The organism is Streptomyces sp. NPDC002209, from assembly GCF_042890265.1.
Taxonomy (GTDB): Bacteria; Actinomycetota; Actinomycetes; order Streptomycetales; family Streptomycetaceae; genus Streptomyces.
In genome coordinates this window covers 227457-246484 of record NZ_JBIARX010000003.1, presented here as the reverse complement: position 1 = coordinate 246484, position 19028 = coordinate 227457, and the positions used below count along the sequence as shown (strand labels likewise).

Sequence of the window (19028 nt, the reverse complement as noted above, 5' to 3'; positions counted from 1 at the left end):
CCGCGCCTACAGCTCGTGGCCCAGATCCGCGGCCAGCCGCGTCACCAGGTCGTGGGCCGCGTCCGGGATCACCGTGCCGGGCGGGAACACCGCCGCAGCGCCCATCTCCAGCAGCGTCGGCACGTCGGCCGGCGGGATCACCCCGCCCACCACGATCATGATGTCCTCGCGCCCCTCCTCCGCCAACTGCTCGCGCAGCGCCGGTACGAGGGTCAGGTGGCCGGCCGCCAGCGACGACACGCCCACCACGTGGACGTCCGCCTCGACGGCCTGGCGGGCCACCTCCGCCGGGGTCTGGAACAGCGGGCCGACGTCCACGTCGAAGCCCAGGTCGGCGAAGGCGGTCGCGATCACCTTCTGGCCGCGGTCGTGCCCGTCCTGGCCCATCTTGGCGACCAGCACGCGCGGACGGCGGCCCTCCGCCTCCTCGAACCGGTCGACCAGCGCACGGGTGCGCTCCACGTTCGGGGACTCCCCTGCCTCGGTGCGGTACACACCCGAGATCGTACGGATCTGGCTCGCGTGCCGCCCGTACACCTTCTCGAGTGCGTCCGAGATCTCACCCACGGTCGCCTTGGCCCGCGCCGCGTCCACCGCCAGCGCGAGGAGGTTGCCCTCCATACCCTGCCCGGCGCCCCGCTCGGCCGCGTTCGTCAGCGCCCGCAGCGCGTCCTGCGTGACCGCCTCGTCGCGCTCCTCGCGCAGTCGGCGCAGCTTCTCGATCTGCTGCGTGCGCACCGAGGAGTTGTCGACCTTGAGCACGTCGATCTGCTCGTCGTTCGCCACCCGGTACTTGTTCACGCCGATCACCGGCTGGCGCCCCGAGTCGATGCGCGCCTGCGTACGGGCCGCGGCCTCCTCCACGCGCAGCTTCGGGATGCCCGCGTCGATGGCCTGCGCCATGCCGCCGGCCGCCTCGACCTCCTGGATGTGCTGCCAGGCCCGGCGCGCCAGGTCGTACGTCAGCTTCTCGACGTACGCGCTGCCGCCCCACGGGTCGATCGACCGGCAGGTCCCCGACTCCTGCTGGAGCAGCAGCTGGGTGTTGCGGGCGATGCGCGCCGAGAAGTCCGTCGGCAGTGCGAGCGCCTCGTCGAGGGCGTTGGTGTGCAGCGACTGGGTGTGCCCCTGGGTCGCCGCCATCGCCTCGATGCACGTGCGCGTCACGTTGTTGAAGACGTCCTGCGCGGTCAGCGACCAGCCGGAGGTCTGCGAATGGGTGCGCAGCGACAGCGACTTGGCGTTCTGCGGGTCGAACTGCTTGACGAGCCGCGCCCACAGCAGCCGGGCGGCGCGCAGCTTCGCGACCTCCATGAAGAAGTTCATGCCGATCGCCCAGAAGAACGACAGGCGCGGCGCGAACGCGTCCACGTTCAGCCCGACGGCCTGCCCGGCGCGCAGGTACTCCACACCGTCCGCGAGGGTGTACGCGAGCTCCAGGTCGGCCGTGGCCCCGGCCTCCTGGATGTGGTACCCGGAGATCGAGATGGAGTTGTACCGCGGCATCTTCTGCGAGGTGAACGAGAAGATGTCGGAGATGATCCGCATCGAGGGCTTGGGCGGATAGATGTAGGTGTTGCGGACCATGAACTCTTTGAGGATGTCGTTCTGGATGGTCCCGGCGAGCTTCTCGGGGGAGACGCCCTGCTCCTCCGCCGCCACGATGTAGAGGGCGAGGACCGGCAGCACCGCGCCGTTCATCGTCATCGACACCGTCATCTTGTCCAGCGGGATGCCGTCGAACAGCTGCCGCATGTCGTAGATCGAGTCGATCGCCACGCCCGCCATGCCGACGTCGCCCGTGACGCGCGGGTGGTCGCTGTCGTAGCCGCGGTGCGTGGGCAGGTCGAAGGCGATCGACAGGCCCTTCTGGCCGGCCGCGAGGTTGCGCCGGTAGAAGGCGTTCGACTCCTCGGCCGTGGAGAAGCCCGCGTACTGGCGGATCGTCCAGGGCTGGTTGACGTACATGGTCGGGTACGGACCGCGCAGGTACGGGGCCATGCCCGGGTAGGTCCGCAGGAAGTCCAGGCCCTCGAGGTCACGCCCGGTGTAGAGCGGCTTCACGCCGATGCCCTCGGGGGTCTCCCACAGCAGGTCGCCGGCGGCGGTCCCGGTGGACTCCTTCACCGCCGCACGCCACTGGTCCTCGGATCCGGCCGCGGAGGCGCCGCCCAGCGGGAGGGCGGAGAAATCGGGGATTGCGGTGCCGCTCACGAGGACACTCCCATCCGGTCGAGTACGGAGGACAGCACGGCGACCGCATCGCAGCCGGCGAAGACGTACTCGTCCACGGCGTCGGCCGACGTGCCGGGCTTGCCCGCGAGGAACACGGTCGTCGCACCGGCCGAGCGCAGGGCCGCGGCCACCGCCTCGGCCTGCTCCTCGTACAGGGCGTCGCTGGAGCACAGCACTGCCATGCCGTCCGCGCCGCTCGCCGCGTAGGCCTCGGCGGCCGTCGCCGGGTCCACCGACACCGGGTCGTGGACCGGCTCGACGCCGCCCGCCTGGAACAGGTTCGCGGCGAAGGTGGCGCGCGCGGTGTGCGCGGCCGCCGGGCCCAGCGCGGCGAGGAAGATCCGCGGGCGGTTCCCGGTCGCGGCCAGGTGCGCGTCGCTGCGGGCGCGCAGCGCCTCGTACGCCTCGTCGCGCCGTACGCGGGGCAGCCCGCCGGTGGGACCCGCCGGGGCGGGCTCGCGGTCGAGGGGCTTCTCCGAGAGCAGCGGGAACTCGCTGACGCCCGTGATGGGTTCGCGGCGCTTGGCGAGCTTCTTGGAGCGCTCGGCCCAGGTCGCGGCGAGCCGGTCGGCGACCAGCCCGGAGCGCAGGGCGGCGGCCAGGCCGCCGGCCTTCTCGATCGTCTGGAAGAACTCCCAGGCGGCGTGCGCGAGTTCGTCGGTGAGCTGCTCGACGTAGTACGAGCCGCCGGCCGGGTCGATGACGCGGGCCAGGTGTGACTCCTCCAGCAGGATGGTGGAGGTGTTGCGGGAGATGCGGCGCGCGAAGGCGTCCGGCAGGCCCAGCTCGTGGTCGAAGGGGAGCACGGTGACCGAGTCGGCCCCGCCCACGCCCGCCGCCATGCAGGCGACGGTGGTGCGCAGCATGTTCACCCAGGGGTCCCGGCGGGTCATCATCACCGGCGAGGTGACGGCGTGCTGGCGCTGGGCGCCGGCGTCGGGGGCCCCGCAGGCCTCGGCGATCCGGGCCCACAGCCGGCGGGCGGCGCGGAACTTCGCGATGGTGAGGAACTGGTCGGCCGTCGCGGCGTAGCGGAACTCGAGCTGGCCGAGGGCGGCCTGGACGCCGAGGGCGTCGGCGGGCGCGGCACCGGTATCGGTGAGGGCGCGGAGGTAGGCGACGCCGGTGGCCAGGGACAGCCCCAGCTCCTCGGCCGCGCTGCCGCCGGCCTCGTGGTACGGCAGGGCGTCGACGGCGAGGGCGCGGACGCCGGGCCAGTGGGCGGCCGCCTCCCGGGCGAGCCCGACGGCGCCGGCCAGGTCCAGGACTTCACCCGTACGGGCCTCGTGGCCCAGCGGGTCGGCGCCGAGGCTCGCGCGGGCGGCCGCGGGGGCCACCCCGCGCTCGGCGTACAGGCGCAGCAAGGCGCGGGCCGCGTCGGCGTATTCGGCTCCGGCGTCCAGGGAGACGGGCGCCAGGTCGAGGTAGACGCCGTCGAGGGCGCGCGGGAGCGCGTCGACCGGGAGTCCGCCGGGTCCGCCCAGGGACAGCCAGATGGAGGTGACCCCGTTCTCGAGGTCGGTGAGGACGGCCTCGTTCACCCGTGCGGGATCACTGCCGAGGTACCGCTGCCGCACGTCCCAGCCGCCGGCGGAACCGCCCACGGGGCTGCCGCCCCGGACGAACGGGGCGAACCCGGGGAAACCGGTCTCGTCGGCCGTTTCGGGCGCGGTGTACAGCGGGCGGGTGGTGAGCCCGTCCTCGAGCTTTGTGGACAACGCGTCTTCTGCGGCATCGCCGGATGCATCCTTGCCGGACTTGCGTAGAACGCCCTCTACCAGGCGCTGCCACTGCTCATGCGTCGCGTCAGGGAACTCGGCGGCCAAGGAGAGCCCGTCATCAGGCAGGACCGTCATGGCTCGAATGCTAGGGGGGTCACCTTGGGAACGACTATAACGACAGCATGTGATCTCCCCCTCTCATGTGAGATGGGAGGGGGCACGAAAGAGCGCCCCGCGTGCGCGCGTGGCGGTCGCGTTGCAGGGGCATGAAATCCGGCCACGGTTTTCGGCCGCCCCGGGGTGTCGTACGGCGTGTGCCGGGGGCGACATAGGGCCAGGTCAGGCCGGGCGTGTCGGGGTGGCCGGGAGGGTCGGGCGGAGGCCGCTGCGGCAGTTCGGGCGGGGCTTGACCCGTGCCCGGGCCGCTGACAGTCTCCGAGCCATGTCCGCGTTCGAGCTTCCCGCCCCGCGGCTCCGCACCCCCGGCTCCTGTACCGCGCCGGGTTCGTGTCCGGGCCGCTGTCCGGCCCCGCGCCGCGCCTAAGCGCCGCCCCGGGCCCCGACCGATGACCGTTCGGCCTGCCGCCGAACCGGCCGTCGGCCACCCGGCCCGCAACCGCCCGGCTCCGCACCGGCGTCTGCGGCCTCTCGCCGACCGCCCGCCGGCCCCGCTCCACGAGCGTCCGGTCCGACCGGCCACGGCCCACCGGCCTTCCGCCTGTCGGCCCCGGCCGACCGGCGTCCGATCCGTACGGCCCCGGCCCACCGGCCACCGGCCCGGTCCCCGCCACCCAGCCCACAGCTGACCCGGCCTCCCCTTCACCAGCCTCCTCCCGGCCCGCCCCGGCCCGCGGCGGCCGCCCCGCCGCCGACCGGCGCGGGGCCGGCCTCGCCCGCGCCGTCTCCGTACCCGTCCACGGCCTCGGCCGGCCGGCATCCAGCCGGCCCGGCCCAGGGCTGCCTGCCCCGGCCCGTCGTCACGTTCGCCCGTGCGCCCGTTCCTCCACCACGGACACCAACCCAAGGGAGTTCCCATGAGCACTGCCACCCGTACCCAGCTCACCGTCACCCGGATCGGCGGGCGGATCGGCGCAGAGATCGGGGGTGTGCGGCTCGGTGGGGAGCTCGGCGGCGATGTCGTCGCCGAGATCCGTGCCGCGCTCCTCGCCCACAAGGTCGTCTTCTTCCGCGACCAGGACCACCTGGACGAGGCCGGTCACGAAGCCTTCGCCCAGCTCCTCGGCACGCCCGTCGCCCACCCGACCGTGCCCTCCGCCGACGGCCGTTACGCCCTCGGCATCGACTCCCACCACGGCGCCCGCGCCAACCAGTGGCACACCGACGTGACCTTCGTCCCCGCCTACCCCGCCTTCTCCATCCTCCGCGCCGTCACGATCCCCCCGTACGGCGGCAACACCCTGTGGGCCAACACCGCCACCGCCTACGCCAACCTCCCCGAGCCGCTGCGCAGCCTCGCCGACAGCCTGCGCGCCGTGCACTCCAACGCGTACGACTACGCCGCCCTCAGGCCCGACGCCCTCCCCGAGGCGCTGGCCCAGTACCGCGAGGTGTTCACCTCCACCGAGTTCCTCACCGAGCACCCCGTCGTCCGCGTCCACCCCGAGACCGGCGAACGCACCCTGCTCCTCGGGAACTTCGTCCAGCGGATCACGGGCCTCACCGGCCGCGACTCCCGCGCCCTCCTCGACCTCTTCCAGGCGCACGTCGAGAGCCCCGAGAACACCGTCCGCTGGCAGTGGCGGGCCGGCGACGTCGCGATCTGGGACAACCGGGCCACCCAGCACTACGGCGTCGACGACTCCGACGACCACGAGCGGACCCTGCGCCGCGTGACGGTGGACGGCGACGTCCCGGTCGGCCCGGACGGGGTCCCGTCCCACCTGATCAGCCCGGAGTCCGTGCCCGACCCGTCCTTCGGCATCCCCTCCGGCGCATCCGCCGGCGCCTGACCCGCCCCACCCGGCCCGCCCCCCCGCTCCGCCCGCCCCACCCGTACGACGCCCCAAGGAGGCCCCGTGCCCACCCTGCTCGCCCTCTCCGGCAGCCCCTCCCCGCACTCCCGTACCGCCGTCGTCGCCGACCACGTCCTGCGCCGCCTCTCCCACGCCGGGTACGACACCGCCCACCTCGCCATACGGGAACTCCCCGCCGCCGACCTGCTCTCCGCCCGCCGCGGTGAGCCGGAGATCCGCCGGGCCCTCGAAGCCGTCGCCGCCGCCGACGGGATCATCGTCGCGACCCCGGTCTACAAGGCCGCGTACACCGGCCTGCTCAAGGCCTTCCTCGACCTGCTCCCGCAGGACGGGCTGGCCGGCAAAACGGTTCTGCCGATCGCGACCGGCGGCAGCCTCGCCCATGTCCTGACCCTCGACTACGCCCTGCGCCCGGTACTCGCCGCCCTCGGCGCCCGGCACGTCACCGCCGGCCGCTTCGTCCTGGACTCCTCCGTGGAGCGCGGGGCCGGCCCCGACCGGCTGCGCCCCGAGGCGGAGCTGGACCTCTTCCAGGCCGTCGACGAGTTCGCCGGGGCGCTGGACACCGCGGCCTCCGCCGCACGCGCCGCGCTCGCGACCGCCCCGTAACGACACCCCCGACCACGCGATCCCGCACACCGGACAAGGAACCGCCATGCCCGCAGCCTTCACCTCCACGCGTACCTCCCGACGCCAGTTCCTCACCCTGCTCGGCATCTCGGCGGCCGCGGTGAGCTGCGGCACGGCCACCGCCAACGGCGGCGGGTCCGGCTCCGGCTCGCAGATCAAGACCCTGAAGTACCAGGGCGCCGTGGGCGCGGTCACGCTCCCCGAACTCGCCGCCGACCTCGGCTACTTCGAGGACGTCACCCTGGAATGGGTCGGCAACACCATCAGCGGGCCGCAGGACATCCAGTCCGCCGCCACCGGCCAGACCCACTTCGGCAGCGCCTTCAACGGGGCGGTCATCAAGCTCGCCGCCGGGAAGGCGCCGATCAAGGCGGTCATCTCCTCCTACGGCTCGGACCAGTACTCCTACGCCGGCTACTTCGTCCTGGAGGACAGCCCGATCCGCTCCGCCCGGGACCTGATCGGCAAGAAGGTCGGCATGAACACACTGGGCGCCCACTACCAGGCGCTGCTCGACACCTACCTCAGCCGCAACGGCTTCTCCAAGGCGGACGCGGCCAAGGTCGAGGCCCTGGTCGTACCGCCCGTCAACACCGAACAGGCGCTGCGGGCGAAGCAGATCGAGGTCGGGGTGCTCACCGGCATCCTGCGCGACAAGGCGGTCGCCGCCGGCGGCATCCGCCCGCTGTTCACCGATGTGGATCTGCTCGGCCCGTTCAGTGCGGGCACTTACATCATGACCGAGCGCTTCATCAAGCAGAACCCGGACACCGTACGGACCTTCGTGACGGGCGTGGCCAAGGCCATCGAATGGTCCCGCACCACCCCGCGCGAGGAGGCCGTCGCCCGGATGACCGAGATCGTCAAGAAGCGGGGCCGCAACGAGGACACCACCGCCCTGCAGTACTGGCGCTCCTACGGGATCGCGGAGACCGGCGGCCGGATACCCGACAAGGAGTTCCAGCTCTGGCTCGACTGGCTCGGCGAGCGCGGCGAGATCAAGCAGGGGCAGTTCAAGCCGTCCGACCTCTACACCAACGAGTTCAACGCATACGGAAAGGGGTGACGGCCGCAATGGCGAAGATCGTGTTCGAGGGAGTGCACAAGACGTTCGGGGACTTCACCGCCCTCGACGGCATCGACCTGGAGATCGACAGCGGCGAGTTCCTCGTCGTCGTCGGCCCCAGCGGCTGCGGCAAGTCCACCCTCCTGGACCTCCTCGGCGGCCTGTCGAAGCCGACCGAGGGGCGGATCCTGCTGGACGGCAAGCCGGTCACCGGGCCGGGCCTGGACCGGGGCACCGTCTTCCAGCAGTACGCGCTGCTGCCGTGGCGGACCGCCCAGGGAAACGTCGAGTTCGGCCTGGAGGCCACCGGCGTCCCGCGCCGGCAGCGGGCCGCCCGCGCCCGGGAGTTCCTGGACCTGGTCGGACTGACCGGCTTCGAGGACCGGCACCCGCACCAGCTGTCCGGCGGCATGCGCCAGCGGGTGGCGATCGCCCGCTCGCTGGCGTACGACCCGGACGTGCTGCTGATGGACGAGCCCTTCGCGGCGCTGGACGCGCAGACCCGCGAATCGCTCCAGGACGAACTGCGCCGCATCTGGCAGAGCACCGGCAAGACGGTCGTGTTCATCACGCACGGCATCGAGGAGGCCGTCTACCTCGGGCAGCGGGTGGCCGTCATGACCTCCCGGCCCGGCCGGGTCAAGGAGGTCGTCCCGGTCTCCTTCGCCGACAGCGACGGACTGGTGGGGGAGGCCCTGCGGTCCAGCCCGGAGTTCGCCCGCTACCGGCACGAGATCTGGAACCTCCTCCACGACGAGGTGGCCCGAGCCCAGCAACTGGAGAAGGAGGCGGCAGCGGCATGACCACCGGAACCGACACCACCGCCCTGGCCGCGGCAGGCCTCACGGCCCCGGCCGAACCCGCTCGGGAGGGCGCTGCGACCCGCAGGGCCGTGGCCGCGCCCGGGCCAGCCGCGAGTCCGGACCCGGCCCCGTCCGGGTCCACCATCGGGTCCACCGCCGGGACCGACCCGGCCGCCGCCGGTGCCCCGGCCCGGCAGGCCCCGGTCGACGAGGCCCCGGCCCGGATCGCCCAGCCCCCGATCGCCCAGCCCCGGATCGCCCAGGCCCCGGCTCCCGGCCGCACCCGTGCCGTCGCCGGCGCGCGGGCCGTCGTACGGGTGCTGAAGGCCATCGGCCTGCGCAGCGCCGCGATCCTCGCCCTGATCGCCCTCTGGGAGATCGCCCCCCGGGCCGGCCTGGTCGACTCCACCTTCCTGCCGCCCGTCAGCGAGGTGGCGGTGGCCTGGTGGGAGCTGGCCGGCGACGGCCAGCTCGCCGAACACACCCAGGCCAGCCTGATCCGCTCCTTCGGCGGCTTCGGGATCGCCGTGGCCGTCGCCGTACCGCTCGGACTGCTCATCGGCTGGTACCGGCCCCTCGCCGATTTCCTCGGGCCCCTGCTGGAGGTCTTCCGCAACACCGCCGCCCTCGCGCTGCTCCCGGTCTTCGTGCTGCTCCTCGGCATCGGGGAGACCTCGAAGGTGTCGATCGTGGTCTACGCCTGCGTCTGGCCCGTGCTGCTCAACACCATCAGCGCCGTCCGCAACGCCGATCCCACCCTGATCCGGCTCGCGCGGTCGATGGACCTCTCCACCCCCCGCCTGTTCCAGAAGGTGATCCTCCCGGCCTCCGTACCGGCCGTGTTCACCGGCATCCGGCTGGCCGGAGCCGTCTCGATCCTGGTCCTCGTGGCGGCCGAGATGATCGGCGCCAAGGCGGGCCTCGGCTATCTGATCAACGCCTCGCAGTTCAACTTCGCGATCCCGCAGATGTACGCGGGCATCGTCACCATCTCCGCCATCGGCGTGGGCTTCAACCAGCTCCTGGTCACGATCGAACGCCGTCTCAGCCTCTGGCGCGTTCCGGCAGCCTGACGCCCTCGCCGGCCCCGCCCGGCCCGGCCCCCGCCCGGCCCCGCGCAGTCCCCGCCCCGCCGTGCATCCGTCTCCCCGACCCGAGGAACACCATCATGACCGCACCCCGGACCCTCCACCTCAACGCCTTCCTCATGAACGCCGGGCACCACGACGCCGCCTGGCGGCACCCCGGCAGCAGCCCCGAGCGGGTCACCGACCTGCGGTACTTCCAGGAGCTGGCGCGGACCGCCGAGCGGGGGCGGCTCGACTCGATCTTCTTCGCGGACGGGCTCGCCCTGTGGGGCAAGGCCCGCTACAACGCCCTCGGCGGGTTCGAGCCGCTGACCCTGCTCTCCGCCATCGCCGCCGTCACCGAGCACATCGGGCTCATCGCCACCGTCTCCACCACCTTCAACGAGCCGTTCCACCTCGCCCGCAAGTTCGCCTCCCTCGACCACATCAGCAACGGCCGCGCCGGCTGGAACATCGTCACCTCCGGCACCGTCGACGAGGCCCGCAACTTCGGCCAGGACGAGCACCTCGAACACAGCCTCCGCTACGACCGCGCCCGCGAGTTCCTCGACGTCGCCACCAAGCTGTGGGACAGCTGGGAGGACGACGCGATCGTCCTCGACAAGGAGCGCGGCATCTACGCCGACACCGACAAGCTCCACCCCGCCGCCCACCGCGGTGAGTACTTCGGCGTCGCCGGACCGCTCAACGTGCCCCGCTCCCCGCAGGGCCACCCGCTCCTCGTGCAGGCCGGGTCCTCCGAGGACGGCAAGGAGTTCGCCGCCCAGTACGCCGAGGCCGTCTTCACCGCCCAGCAGACCCTCGCCGACGGGCAGACCTTCTACAAGGACCTCAAGTCGCGCCTCGCCAAGTACGGCCGCACCGGGTCCGACCTGCTCGTCCTGCCCGGCATCGCGCCCGTCATCGGCTCCACGGAGGCCGAGGCGAAGGCCCTGGAGCAGGAGCTCACCGACCTCCAGGTGCCGGAGTACGGGCTCGCCCAGCTCTCCGGCATGCTCGGCACCGACCTCACCGGCCACCCCCTCGACGGCCCGCTGCCCGAGCTCCCGGAGGAGCGGGACATCAACGGCAACAAGAGCCGCTTCACCCTCGTCGCCGAACTGGCCCGCCGCGACGGCCTCACCCTGCGCGAGCTGATCGCCCGCCTCGGCGCCGGCCGCGGCCACCGCGTCTTCGCCGGCACGCCCGAGCAGATCGCCGACCAGCTGGAGGAGTGGTTCACGCAGGGCGCCGCCGACGGCTTCAACATCATGGCGCCCGTCCTGCCGACCGGGCTGACCGCCTTCGTCGACCACGTCGTGCCGATCCTGCAGGAGCGCGGCCTGTTCCGTACGGAGTACACCGGCACGACCCTGCGCGAGAACTACGGCCTCCCGCGCCCGGCGAACCGGTACGCGGAGGCCGCCTCGTGACGGACCTCGCCACCGACGTCCTCGTCGTCGGCGGCGGACCGGCCGCCGCCTGGGCCGCCCTCGGGGCGGCCCGGGCCGGGGCCCGTGTCGTCCTCGCCGACAAGGGCTACTGCGGTACGAGCGGTGCGACGGCCGCCGGCGGCACCGGCGTCTGGTACGTACCCCCCGAACCCGCCGCCCGCGAGGCCGCCATGGCGAGCCGCGAAGGCCTCGGCGGGTACCTCGCCGACCGGCGCTGGATGGCCCGCGTCCTCGACGAGACGTACGCGCGGATGAACGAGCTGGCCACCGACGGCCGGTACCCGTTCCCCACCGGCCCCGACGGACAGCCGCTCCGGGGTGGTCTCCAGGGCCCCGAGTACATGCGGCGGATGCGCATCCGGATCCGCCGCGCCGGAGTCCGCATCCTGGACCACAGCCCGGTCACCGAGCTCCTCACCGACGCGGACGGTGCGGTCGCAGGCGCTGCCGGCTACCGCCGCCAGGCCCGCGAGCACTACCGCGTCCGGGCCGGGGCGGTCGTGCTCGCCACCGGCGGCTGCGCCTTCCTCAGCGGGGCGCTCGGCACGAACACCAACACCGGCGACGGCGCCCTCTTCGCCGCCGAAGCGGGCGCGGAGCTCTCCGGCATGGAGTTCTCCAACGCCTACGGCATCGCCCCCGAGGGCACCTCGGTCACCAAGACCGCGTTCTACTCCTTCGCCACCTTCTACCAGGAGGACGGCAGCGTGCTGGAGGGCGCAGCCAGCCAGGGCGGCCGCTCGGTCATCGCCCGCACGCTCCTCGACGGCGCCAAGGTGTACGCGCGCCTCGACCGCGCCGACGACACGGCGCGGGCCGCGATGCGCCGCGCGCAGCCCAACTTCTTCCTCACCTTCGACCGGCTCGGCATCGACCCCTTCACCGACCGCTTCGCGGTGACGCTGCTGGCCGAGGGCACCGTGCGCGGCACCGGCGGCATCCGGATCACCGGCGACGACTGCGCCACCGGCGTGCCCGGCCTGTACGCGGCCGGGGACGCGGCCACCCGCGAGGAGATCTGCGGGGGCTTCACCGGAGGCGGCAGCCACAACGCCGCCTGGGCGATCTCCTCGGGCAGCTGGGCGGGAGCCGGCGCCGCCGCCCACGCCCGCTCCATCGGCTCGGGCCGGGCGGCCTGCCGGCCCGTCACCGGAGCGGGCGGAGCGGGCCTGCGCCCGACGGGGCGTCCGGCCGCGGCCGCCGGCCACCGGGCGGCCGTGGAACTCGTACAGCAGGAGGTCCTCCCGTACGACAAGAACTACCTGCGCCGCGGTGACCGGCTGGCCGCGTCGCTGCGGGCGCTCGACGCGGGCTGGGCCGACCTGCGCAGGGAGCTGCACGGAGAGGGCGCGGACCTGGTCAAGGCCCGGCAGGCGGCGGCGATGACGGCGCACGCGCGATGGATGTACACGGCCGCGCTGGCCCGGCCGGAGACCCGCGGAATGGCCAAGCGCCTCGACCATCCGGACCAGGACCCCCGGCTGCACCACCGGATCCTGGTGGGCGGACTGGACCGGGTGTGGACCAGGCCGGCCCCGAAGGCCGGGGTGAGGACGTGATCGAACTGGTCTCGGCGCAGCGCTGCATCGCCTGCGACAAATGCGTGGAGGTCTGTCCCACCGATGTGTTCGAACGGGGTCCCGAGGGGATTCCGCTGCTCGCGCGCCAGGAGGACTGCCAGACCTGCTTCCTGTGCGAGGCCAACTGCCCGGTGGACGCGCTGTTCGTGGCGCCGCTGACCCGGCCCGTGCCGCAGGATCCGGCCGTACGGGACGAGGCGGAGCTGGTGCGCAGGGGGCTGCTCGGCAGCTACCGGCGCGAGATCGGCTGGGGGGAGGGGCGCACGCCCGGGGCGCTGCGGGCGATCGGCCCGCCGCTGGGCCCGGCGGCGCCGCCGATCACCTCCTGAACGCGGGTGTGGTGTGCCCCCGGAGCCCGGTGCTCCGGGGGCACACCCGTGCGTCCCGCCGGGTGCAGGACGCCGGAGGCGGAGGTCAGACCGTCAGGACGATCTTGCCGCGCGTGCGGCCCGCCGCGCTGAGCTCCCAGGCCTTCGCGGCCTCGGCGAGCGGCAGTGCGTGTTCCACGTTGACCGTGAGCTTCCCCGCGTCGGCCAGTTCCCCGAGGAACGCCAGGTCGGCGCTGTCCGGGCGCACCCACAGCTGGTGCGCGCCCTTGGCCGCGGCCTCGTAGTCGGCGATGGAGACCACCCGGCTGCGCTCCCTGACGAGAGACTGGAGGATCTCGACGGCGCCGTCCCCGAAGAAGTCCAGCCCCGCGTCGATGCCTTCGGGGGCGAGCGCGTGGATCCGGTCCGCCATGCCCTCCCCGTACAGGACGGGCTCGGCGCCGAGCGAGCGCAGGTAGTCGTGGTTGTGCGCGCCGGCCGTGCCGATGACGCGCAGGCCGAGCGCGACGGCGATCTGCACGCCCAGGGAGCCGGTGCCGCCGGCCGCGGAGTGGATGACGACGGTCTCGCCGGCCTGGAGGCCCGCGCGGACGAGGGACTGGTACGCGGTGAGGCCGGCCAGCGGGATGCCCGCGGCCTGCTCGAAGGTCAGCTCGCGCGGCTTGCGGGCCAGCGTCCGGACGGGGGCCGAGACCAGTTCGGCGTAGGTGCCGAGCTCGACCCACTCCTTGCGGACGTACCCGTAGACCTCGTCGCCGACCGCGTGGTCGAAGGTGTCGGGGCCGACGGCCTCGACGGTTCCGGCGACGTCCCAGCCGGGTATGACCGGGTGGCGCACCTCGAGGACCGGGTCGAGGTATCCGGCGGCGAGCTTCCAGTCCACCGGGTTCACGCCGGCGGCCTTGACCCGGACCAGCACCTCGCCCGGGCCGACCTTGGGCTGCGGTACGTCAACGAGCGTGAGGTTCGCGGGAGTTCCGTATGCGCTGTACGTGATTGCCTTCATGATCGTCCCCAACGGAAACCCCGTACGGACGTATTCCTCACGCGGGCAGGCTGTTGCGGTGCGAGCTGCGCCGGGCCGCGCTGAACAGGGCCTGGATCTGCACCCCGGACTGCTCGACGTCGTCGAGCGGCGAGGGGAACGGCAGCCGTACGTCGCGGTGCCCGCGCCGCTGCTCCAGGCGCAGGGTGATCCCGTACCGGTCCATGGCGAGCGGCAGTACGCGCAGGATCGCCCCCGCGGGCAGCGGGCGGACCAGGCGCAGCAGGAGGGTGACGAGTTCGGCGTGGTCGTCGAGGAGGTGCGTGAGCATCCCGGCCTCGAACGGCGCGAGGGGGTCGGGGCAGGCCGCGTCGAGCTCCTCGATGCCGACGTACGAGCGGCCCTGCGCGGTCTCGAGGACGGCGCGGCCGAATTCCATGCAGGTGGAGCCGGCGCCTTCGTCCGTGTAGGGCGTCAGCAGCCGGCCCAGGATCGTGACGCGGGCGCGCACCCGGTCCCGTACGGGGGTGGGGGCGATGTCGGTGAACTCCAGGCGGATCGACGGCCGGTGCTCGCCGTCGCCGCCGGGCTCGGCGGGGTGCAGGTGCAGCCTGCCCATCGGGTCCGCCCCGTCGAGGTGGCGGACTTCGCTGCGCAGCCCGTCGGTGACCACGGTCATGGAGTGGGCGGCGACCAGGATCGACCGGACCCGTTCGGCGTCGGTGGGCCGGCCGGCGGCCGGGGTGGCAGGGGCGGCACCGGACATGCGCATGCGGATCTCTCCATCGTCCTGGGCGAATGACTTAGGTATGCCTAACCTAACCTATTCGCTTTCGCAGGAGTACCACGCGTCGTTCGTGTCGTTGTTGGGCTGAACGGGTGAAACGCGAGAGGATGGCGGGATGCACATGAAGCGCACGGCCGAGGCGGCCCGGTGAGCAGGTACGACGTCACGGACGAACAGTGGGAGGGGCTCGCGCAGGTGGTCCCCCTGCGCAGTCGCAACGAGTGGCCCTCCCGGGTGGACCACCGCACGATCCCCACGGCGCCGGGAGCCGTCGCGGCGGAACAGCGGCGCTTCGTCGTGATCCGGGTCCAGATCTTCGCCGATGCCAGAGAGGTGGCCGAGTACCTGATCGCGCAGATCCCGGTGCTGCTCGACCTCACCGGCGCGGACAGCGAAGTGGCCAAGCGGATCCTCGACTTCAGCAGCGGCGTGGTCTTCGGACTGGGCAGCGGGATGCACCGGGTCGACCGGAACGTCTTCCTGCTGGCGCCCGTCGGGACCGAGGTCGAGGGGATCGCGGCCGCCGCCGTCCCCCGATCGTAGGAAGGTCGCCGGGGCGGAACGGTTCGCCGGGCCCACCGGGGGTCCGGCGGCCCGTACCGTCCGGCGCATGGACGCCACCTTCGGCGCGGCGGAGGCCTCTGCCCCCGCCGCGTTATCCGATGACCCTGCCGCCGCGCCGGCGGACGATGCCGCACGCCCCGTCGTTCACCACCGGCCTGTCGTCACCGAGTTGCGGCTCTCCGCCTTCGGGGCGCACCGCGCGGCCGTCTTCCCGCTCGGGCCCGTGACCTTCCTGACCGGGCCCAGCGGCAGCGGCAAGTCCCAGGCCCTCGCGGCCTACGAGGCCCTGGCCGCGCTGGGATCCGGGGCCACCCTGGAGGAGGCGTTTCCCGACCCGCGGGCCAGGATCCCCGACCGGGCCGTGCCCGACGGCGAGCGGCGGCGCGGGTTCCGCATCGGCTGCACCGTCGACGGCCCGGCCGGACCCGTCCGCCTCGACCTCGCCGTCCAGGCCGAGCCCGCACTGCGGATCGCCGGCGAACGGCTCTCGGTGGACGGGCAGATCCTGCTCGCCACCGCCCTGCGCGACCCCGGCCGGCGCTCCGTGCAGGCCTCCTGGCTGACCGGCGGGGCCATCGGCGTCACCCGGGCCCCGCTGCCCGACGACCGGCTCGGCACCGCCCTGCTCCCGCTGCGCGTGGCCGGCGCCACGGCCGGACAGCGGCAGGTCCTGGCCGCCGCCGAGCAGGTGGTGGTGGCCCTGCGCTCGGTGTTCCCCTGCGACCCGCGCCCGGACCGGATGCGGGCCCCCGTCCCGCCGGGCGCGGGCCGGCTGCTCGGCGACTGCGCCAACCTGGCCGACGTCCTGCGCCGGACCCGCCACGAGTGCGGGACCCGCCACGCGCTGCTGGCCGCGGCGGCACGGGCCGGCTGTTCGGGCCCGGTGGAGGGTCTTGACGTACGGGCCCCCGCGCACGGCCCGGTCACGGCGCTGCTGGACCGCGGCTCCGCCGGGCCCGCCACGGAGCTGGGCCGGCTGGGCGCGGGCGAGCTCCGCTTCCTCGCGCTGGCGCTGGTCCTGCTGACCGGCCCGGGGGTGCTGGCCATGGACCCGGCCGCCGAACTGCTCTCCGCCCGGCAGGCGCTGACCGTCCTCGCCGACGGCTTCGACCGCGGCCTGGACCGGCGGCAGAACGCCGAGCTGCTGCGGCTGGCCCTGCTGAGCTGCGGCCGCGGCCACGTCCGGCTGGTCGCCGCGGTGGGGGAGGAGACGGCAGCGGCCGCCCGCCTCACTCCGGGGGTCGCGGTGGTAGACCTGACGTCATGAGTGATGAGCAGGACGTACAGCAGGACGTACAGCAGGGGGACGAGCCGCACGCGCACGAGCGGCTGCAGCAACTGCAGCGGCGGCTGGCCGAGTTCGCCGCCGCACGCGGCTGGGAGCCGTACCACACGCCCAAGAACCTGGCCGTGGCGCTGAGCGTGGAGGCTTCCGAACTGGTCGAAATCTTCCAGTGGCTGACCCCGGAACAGTCGGCGAAGGTCATGGAGAAGCCGGAAACCGCGCACCGCGTGGCCGATGAGGTGGCCGACGTGCTGGCGTATCTGCTGCAATTCTGTGAGGTTCTCGGGGTGGATGTGCTGGATGCGCTCGCCGCGAAGATCGAGAGGAACGAGCTCCGCTTCCCGGTGACGGGGCCTCCGACATCGAATTGTCACTCTTCGGAGTGATGGCGTCGTCCACAACCATGTTTGTGTCCATAGATTTCCGAATACCCCTGGCTTTACTGGCTCATTGCCCTCACTCTGGGTAGTGGTGAGAACGGTGGATGTCGTGCGGACGGGGGACGGCATATGGATGCGGTACGGCTCATCGCGGCCGGCCGGCACGCGCTGGCACAGAGCGGGGCGTCGATGGACATCGTGGGCGAGGCCTGGCAGGCGCAGGCGCTCGCGCAGGGGATAGGGAGCTGGCTGGCGGTCACCGGGCCGCCGGAGCTGAGATCGGAGGCACGGGGACTGGGTGAAGCAGGGGGCAGAGGCTGCGGGGTGTTCGACAGAGCCGCCCTGCGCGGCGAGGGCAGCGCGCCCGACTATCCGCCGAGAGCGGCGCAGCTGACCGAGGTGGCGGATGTCCGCCAGGCTCTGCTCGGACTGCAGGCGTTGCTCGGCGAAGTGGGGATAGCCCTGGTCGGGGTGGCCTGTGCGACGGACGACGAAGGCCTGTACTGGCAGTGCATAGAGTCCATCGACGCGGCCGACGAATCGAGCGACCGGGTCCGGGCCGTCCTGCGGCGCCTGGCGGTCCGCGAACGGGGGTCCGCCTCGGGCGTGGCCTGACGGGAGCGGGCGAACGACGGGAGGACGGGGTCGAGGGTCCCGCCGCGCGCGACGGGACCCGCACGGTCAGTACGGCCGGTAGGACGGGCGTCAGTACGACCGGTGGGACGGGCGCTCGCTCTCGGGGGTACGGCTGCCCGGGGCCGACGGCGCGCCGGGGGTGCGGTCCGTGGAGGACTGGAGGTCGGCGTCGAGCTGCGACAGGTCGGCGTTCAGCGCCGCCATCAGCTCTTCCATCTGCTGCAGCAGGCCCTTCGGTGCGCTGCCCCGGGCGGCCGTCGCGGGCTCCTGACGTGCGTGGTCGTGTGCTGCCTGTCCGGTCTGTCCGTCCTCTTGGCGGGTCTCCGGCACGGCCTCGTGGGACATGGCGGCCTCCTCGGCCCTGGCCCTTCCACGGCGGAAGGGGGCGGTGGACGCACCGGCGACGGGCCGCCGGCGCGCGGGCCGGGCGGTCCGGCTCCGTCCGAGCCAACGATCCCCGTCCGGGCTGGTCACTGGCCGGGCGCGGGGCGGCCCGCCGCGTTGACGCGGATTCACCCTGCCGGGGCGGGACGGGGGCGCCTGCCGGAGGCGGCAGGGGGAGGCAGGATGGGAGGTATGGATCTCCGTATTTTCACCGAACCCCAGCAGGGCGCCAGCTACGACACCCTCCTGACCGTCGCCAAGGCCACCGAGGACCTGGGCTTCGACGCGTTCTTCCGGTCCGACCACTATCTGCGGATGGGCTCGGCGGACGGCCTGCCCGGGCCCACCGACGCCTGGATCACCCTCGCGGGCCTGGCCCGGGAGACGCGGCGGATCCGGCTGGGCACGCTGATGACGGCCGGCACCTTCCGGCTGCCCGGCGTGCTCGCCATCCAGGTGGCCCAGGTCGACCAGATGTCCGGAGGCCGGGTCGAACTGGGTCTGGGCGCGGGCTGGTTCGAGGAGGAGCACAAGGCGTACGGCATCCCGTTCCCGGCGGAGCGGATGGCCCGGCTGGAGGAGCAGCTGGCCATCGTCACCGGCCTGTGGGCCACCGAGCCCGGCGCCACCTTCGACTACGCCGGCACCCACTACCAGGTGGAGAAGTCCCCGGCACTGCCCAAGCCGGCCCAGGCCAAGGTGCCCGTGCTCATCGGCGGCCACGGCGCGAAGCGCACCCCGCGCCTCGCCGCCCGCTACGCCGACGAGTTCAACATGCCGTTCGCGTCGATCGCGGACAGCGAGCGGCAGTTCGGCCGGGTACGCCGGGCCGCCGAGGAGGCCGGGCGGGGCGCCGACGGCCTCGTCTACTCCAACGCCCTCGTGGTGTGCGTCGGCAGGGACGACGCCGAGGTCGCCCGCCGCGCCGCCGCCATCGGCCGGGACGTGGACGAGCTCAAGGCCAACGGCCTGGCCGGATCCCCGGCCGAGGTCGTGGAGAAGATCGGCGCCTACGCGGCCGTCGGCAGCTCCCGCGTCTACCTCCAGCTGCTCGACCTCGACGACCTGGACCACCTGGAGCTGATCTCGGCCCAGGTGCTGTCCCAGCTCGGCTGAGGGAGGCGCACG

General features: G+C 73.3%; 18 protein-coding genes. 13 read left to right on the top strand and 5 right to left on the bottom strand.

The annotated features are described in order from the left end of the window. Positions 1-6: 6 nt before the first annotated feature. Both scpA and ACFYXK_RS08655 read right to left on the bottom strand, forming a co-directional pair. Entirely contained in the window at positions 7-2214 is a 2208-nt protein-coding gene (scpA, locus tag ACFYXK_RS08660; protein WP_389410426.1) for a methylmalonyl-CoA mutase, read from the bottom strand. Then, the gene (locus ACFYXK_RS08655) at positions 2211-4091 is read right to left on the bottom strand and encodes a methylmalonyl-CoA mutase family protein (RefSeq protein ID WP_389410425.1); all 1881 of its coding nucleotides are present in this window, start codon (positions 4089-4091) and stop codon (positions 2211-2213) included. The genes scpA and ACFYXK_RS08655 overlap by 4 nt, the downstream gene beginning before the upstream one ends. 899 nt (positions 4092-4990) lie before the next feature. Between ACFYXK_RS08655 and ACFYXK_RS08650 the strand changes: the two genes are divergently transcribed. The 8 genes from ACFYXK_RS08650 to ACFYXK_RS08615 all read left to right on the top strand — a co-directional run bounded on the left by ACFYXK_RS08650 (position 4991) and on the right by ACFYXK_RS08615 (position 12879). After that, positions 4991-5926 carry a TauD/TfdA dioxygenase family protein gene (locus tag ACFYXK_RS08650; protein ID WP_389410424.1) on the top strand — a complete coding sequence of 312 codons (936 nt, stop codon included), beginning with the start codon at positions 4991-4993 and terminating at the stop codon, positions 5924-5926. 66 nt (positions 5927-5992) lie between these two features. Further along, positions 5993-6559, top strand: a complete 567-nt coding sequence (gene ssuE / locus ACFYXK_RS08645; protein ID WP_389410423.1) for an NADPH-dependent FMN reductase — start codon at positions 5993-5995, stop codon at positions 6557-6559. Positions 6560-6605: 46 nt separating this feature from the next. Beyond that, positions 6606-7646 (top strand): ABC transporter substrate-binding protein, encoded by a 1041-nt coding sequence (locus ACFYXK_RS08640; protein WP_389410422.1) that lies wholly within the window; start codon positions 6606-6608, stop codon positions 7644-7646. An 8-nt stretch (positions 7647-7654) separates the two neighbouring features. Then, positions 7655-8449, top strand: a complete 795-nt coding sequence (locus ACFYXK_RS08635; RefSeq protein WP_383509225.1) for an ABC transporter ATP-binding protein — start codon at positions 7655-7657, stop codon at positions 8447-8449. Next, positions 8446-9522, top strand: a complete 1077-nt coding sequence (locus ACFYXK_RS08630; protein WP_389410421.1) for an ABC transporter permease subunit — start codon at positions 8446-8448, stop codon at positions 9520-9522. Before ACFYXK_RS08635 ends, ACFYXK_RS08630 begins: the two co-directional genes overlap by 4 nt. Before the next feature lie 95 nt (positions 9523-9617). After that, positions 9618-10949 carry an LLM class flavin-dependent oxidoreductase gene (locus ACFYXK_RS08625; protein ID WP_389410420.1) on the top strand — a complete coding sequence of 444 codons (1332 nt, stop codon included), beginning with the start codon at positions 9618-9620 and terminating at the stop codon, positions 10947-10949. After that, entirely contained in the window at positions 10946-12529 is a 1584-nt protein-coding gene (locus ACFYXK_RS08620) for an FAD-dependent oxidoreductase (protein WP_389410419.1), read from the top strand. The genes ACFYXK_RS08625 and ACFYXK_RS08620 overlap by 4 nt, the downstream gene beginning before the upstream one ends. Continuing rightward, positions 12526-12879: a 4Fe-4S binding protein gene (locus ACFYXK_RS08615; protein WP_389410418.1), complete on the top strand. Its 354-nt coding sequence runs from the start codon at positions 12526-12528 to the stop codon at positions 12877-12879. Before ACFYXK_RS08620 ends, ACFYXK_RS08615 begins: the two co-directional genes overlap by 4 nt. A gap of 85 nt (positions 12880-12964) precedes the next feature. Here the strand turns inward: ACFYXK_RS08615 and ACFYXK_RS08610 are convergent, their stop codons facing one another. Both ACFYXK_RS08610 and ACFYXK_RS08605 read right to left on the bottom strand, forming a co-directional pair. Next, positions 12965-13885: an NADP-dependent oxidoreductase gene (locus ACFYXK_RS08610; protein WP_389410417.1), complete on the bottom strand. Its 921-nt coding sequence runs from the start codon at positions 13883-13885 to the stop codon at positions 12965-12967. Positions 13886-13922: 37 nt separating this feature from the next. Continuing rightward, a complete protein-coding gene (locus ACFYXK_RS08605; protein WP_389410416.1) occupies positions 13923-14636 on the bottom strand; it encodes a DUF2470 domain-containing protein in 714 nt (237 codons plus the stop codon). Between the two features lie 162 nt (positions 14637-14798). On the opposite strand from ACFYXK_RS08605, the gene ACFYXK_RS08600 reads away from it, so the two are divergent. From ACFYXK_RS08600 to ACFYXK_RS08585, 4 genes are all read left to right on the top strand, one after another. After that, a complete protein-coding gene (locus tag ACFYXK_RS08600; protein WP_383509204.1) occupies positions 14799-15194 on the top strand; it encodes a cell division protein SepF in 396 nt (131 codons plus the stop codon). Positions 15195-15261: 67 nt separating this feature from the next. Beyond that, on the top strand, positions 15262-16482 hold the full coding sequence (locus ACFYXK_RS08595; RefSeq protein ID WP_389410415.1) for an ATP-binding protein: 1221 nt from the start codon (positions 15262-15264) through the stop codon (positions 16480-16482). Further along, positions 16479-16886, top strand: coding sequence for a nucleotide pyrophosphohydrolase (locus ACFYXK_RS08590; RefSeq protein ID WP_389410414.1), 408 nt, complete (start codon positions 16479-16481; stop codon positions 16884-16886). The genes ACFYXK_RS08595 and ACFYXK_RS08590 overlap by 4 nt, the downstream gene beginning before the upstream one ends. 123 nt (positions 16887-17009) lie before the next feature. Next, positions 17010-17495 (top strand): DUF6099 family protein, encoded by a 486-nt coding sequence (locus ACFYXK_RS08585; RefSeq protein ID WP_389410413.1) that lies wholly within the window; start codon positions 17010-17012, stop codon positions 17493-17495. A gap of 90 nt (positions 17496-17585) precedes the next feature. Here the strand turns inward: ACFYXK_RS08585 and ACFYXK_RS08580 are convergent, their stop codons facing one another. Beyond that, positions 17586-17861 (bottom strand): hypothetical protein, encoded by a 276-nt coding sequence (locus ACFYXK_RS08580; protein WP_389410412.1) that lies wholly within the window; start codon positions 17859-17861, stop codon positions 17586-17588. Positions 17862-18092: 231 nt separating this feature from the next. On the opposite strand from ACFYXK_RS08580, the gene ACFYXK_RS08575 reads away from it, so the two are divergent. Continuing rightward, on the top strand, positions 18093-19016 hold the full coding sequence (locus ACFYXK_RS08575; RefSeq protein WP_389410411.1) for an LLM class F420-dependent oxidoreductase: 924 nt from the start codon (positions 18093-18095) through the stop codon (positions 19014-19016). Positions 19017-19028 lie beyond the last annotated feature (12 nt).

Coding starts and splice junctions, on each gene's coding strand:
- ACFYXK_RS08655 (WP_389410425.1), bottom strand. CDS start 4,091: ATGACGGTCCTGCCTGATGACGGGCTCTCCTTGGCCGCCGAGTTCCCT.
- ACFYXK_RS08650 (WP_389410424.1), top strand. CDS start 4,991: ATGAGCACTGCCACCCGTACCCAGCTCACCGTCACCCGGATCGGCGGG.
- ACFYXK_RS08640 (WP_389410422.1), top strand. CDS start 6,606: ATGCCCGCAGCCTTCACCTCCACGCGTACCTCCCGACGCCAGTTCCTC.
- ACFYXK_RS08635 (WP_383509225.1), top strand. CDS start 7,655: ATGGCGAAGATCGTGTTCGAGGGAGTGCACAAGACGTTCGGGGACTTC.
- ACFYXK_RS08630 (WP_389410421.1), top strand. CDS start 8,446: ATGACCACCGGAACCGACACCACCGCCCTGGCCGCGGCAGGCCTCACG.
- ACFYXK_RS08625 (WP_389410420.1), top strand. CDS start 9,618: ATGACCGCACCCCGGACCCTCCACCTCAACGCCTTCCTCATGAACGCC.
- ACFYXK_RS08610 (WP_389410417.1), bottom strand. CDS start 13,885: ATGAAGGCAATCACGTACAGCGCATACGGAACTCCCGCGAACCTCACG.
- ACFYXK_RS08605 (WP_389410416.1), bottom strand. CDS start 14,636: ATGCGCATGTCCGGTGCCGCCCCTGCCACCCCGGCCGCCGGCCGGCCC.
- ACFYXK_RS08595 (WP_389410415.1), top strand. CDS start 15,262: ATGGACGCCACCTTCGGCGCGGCGGAGGCCTCTGCCCCCGCCGCGTTA.
- ACFYXK_RS08590 (WP_389410414.1), top strand. CDS start 16,479: ATGAGTGATGAGCAGGACGTACAGCAGGACGTACAGCAGGGGGACGAG.
- ACFYXK_RS08585 (WP_389410413.1), top strand. CDS start 17,010: ATGGATGCGGTACGGCTCATCGCGGCCGGCCGGCACGCGCTGGCACAG.
- ACFYXK_RS08580 (WP_389410412.1), bottom strand. CDS start 17,861: ATGTCCCACGAGGCCGTGCCGGAGACCCGCCAAGAGGACGGACAGACC.
- ACFYXK_RS08575 (WP_389410411.1), top strand. CDS start 18,093: ATGGATCTCCGTATTTTCACCGAACCCCAGCAGGGCGCCAGCTACGAC.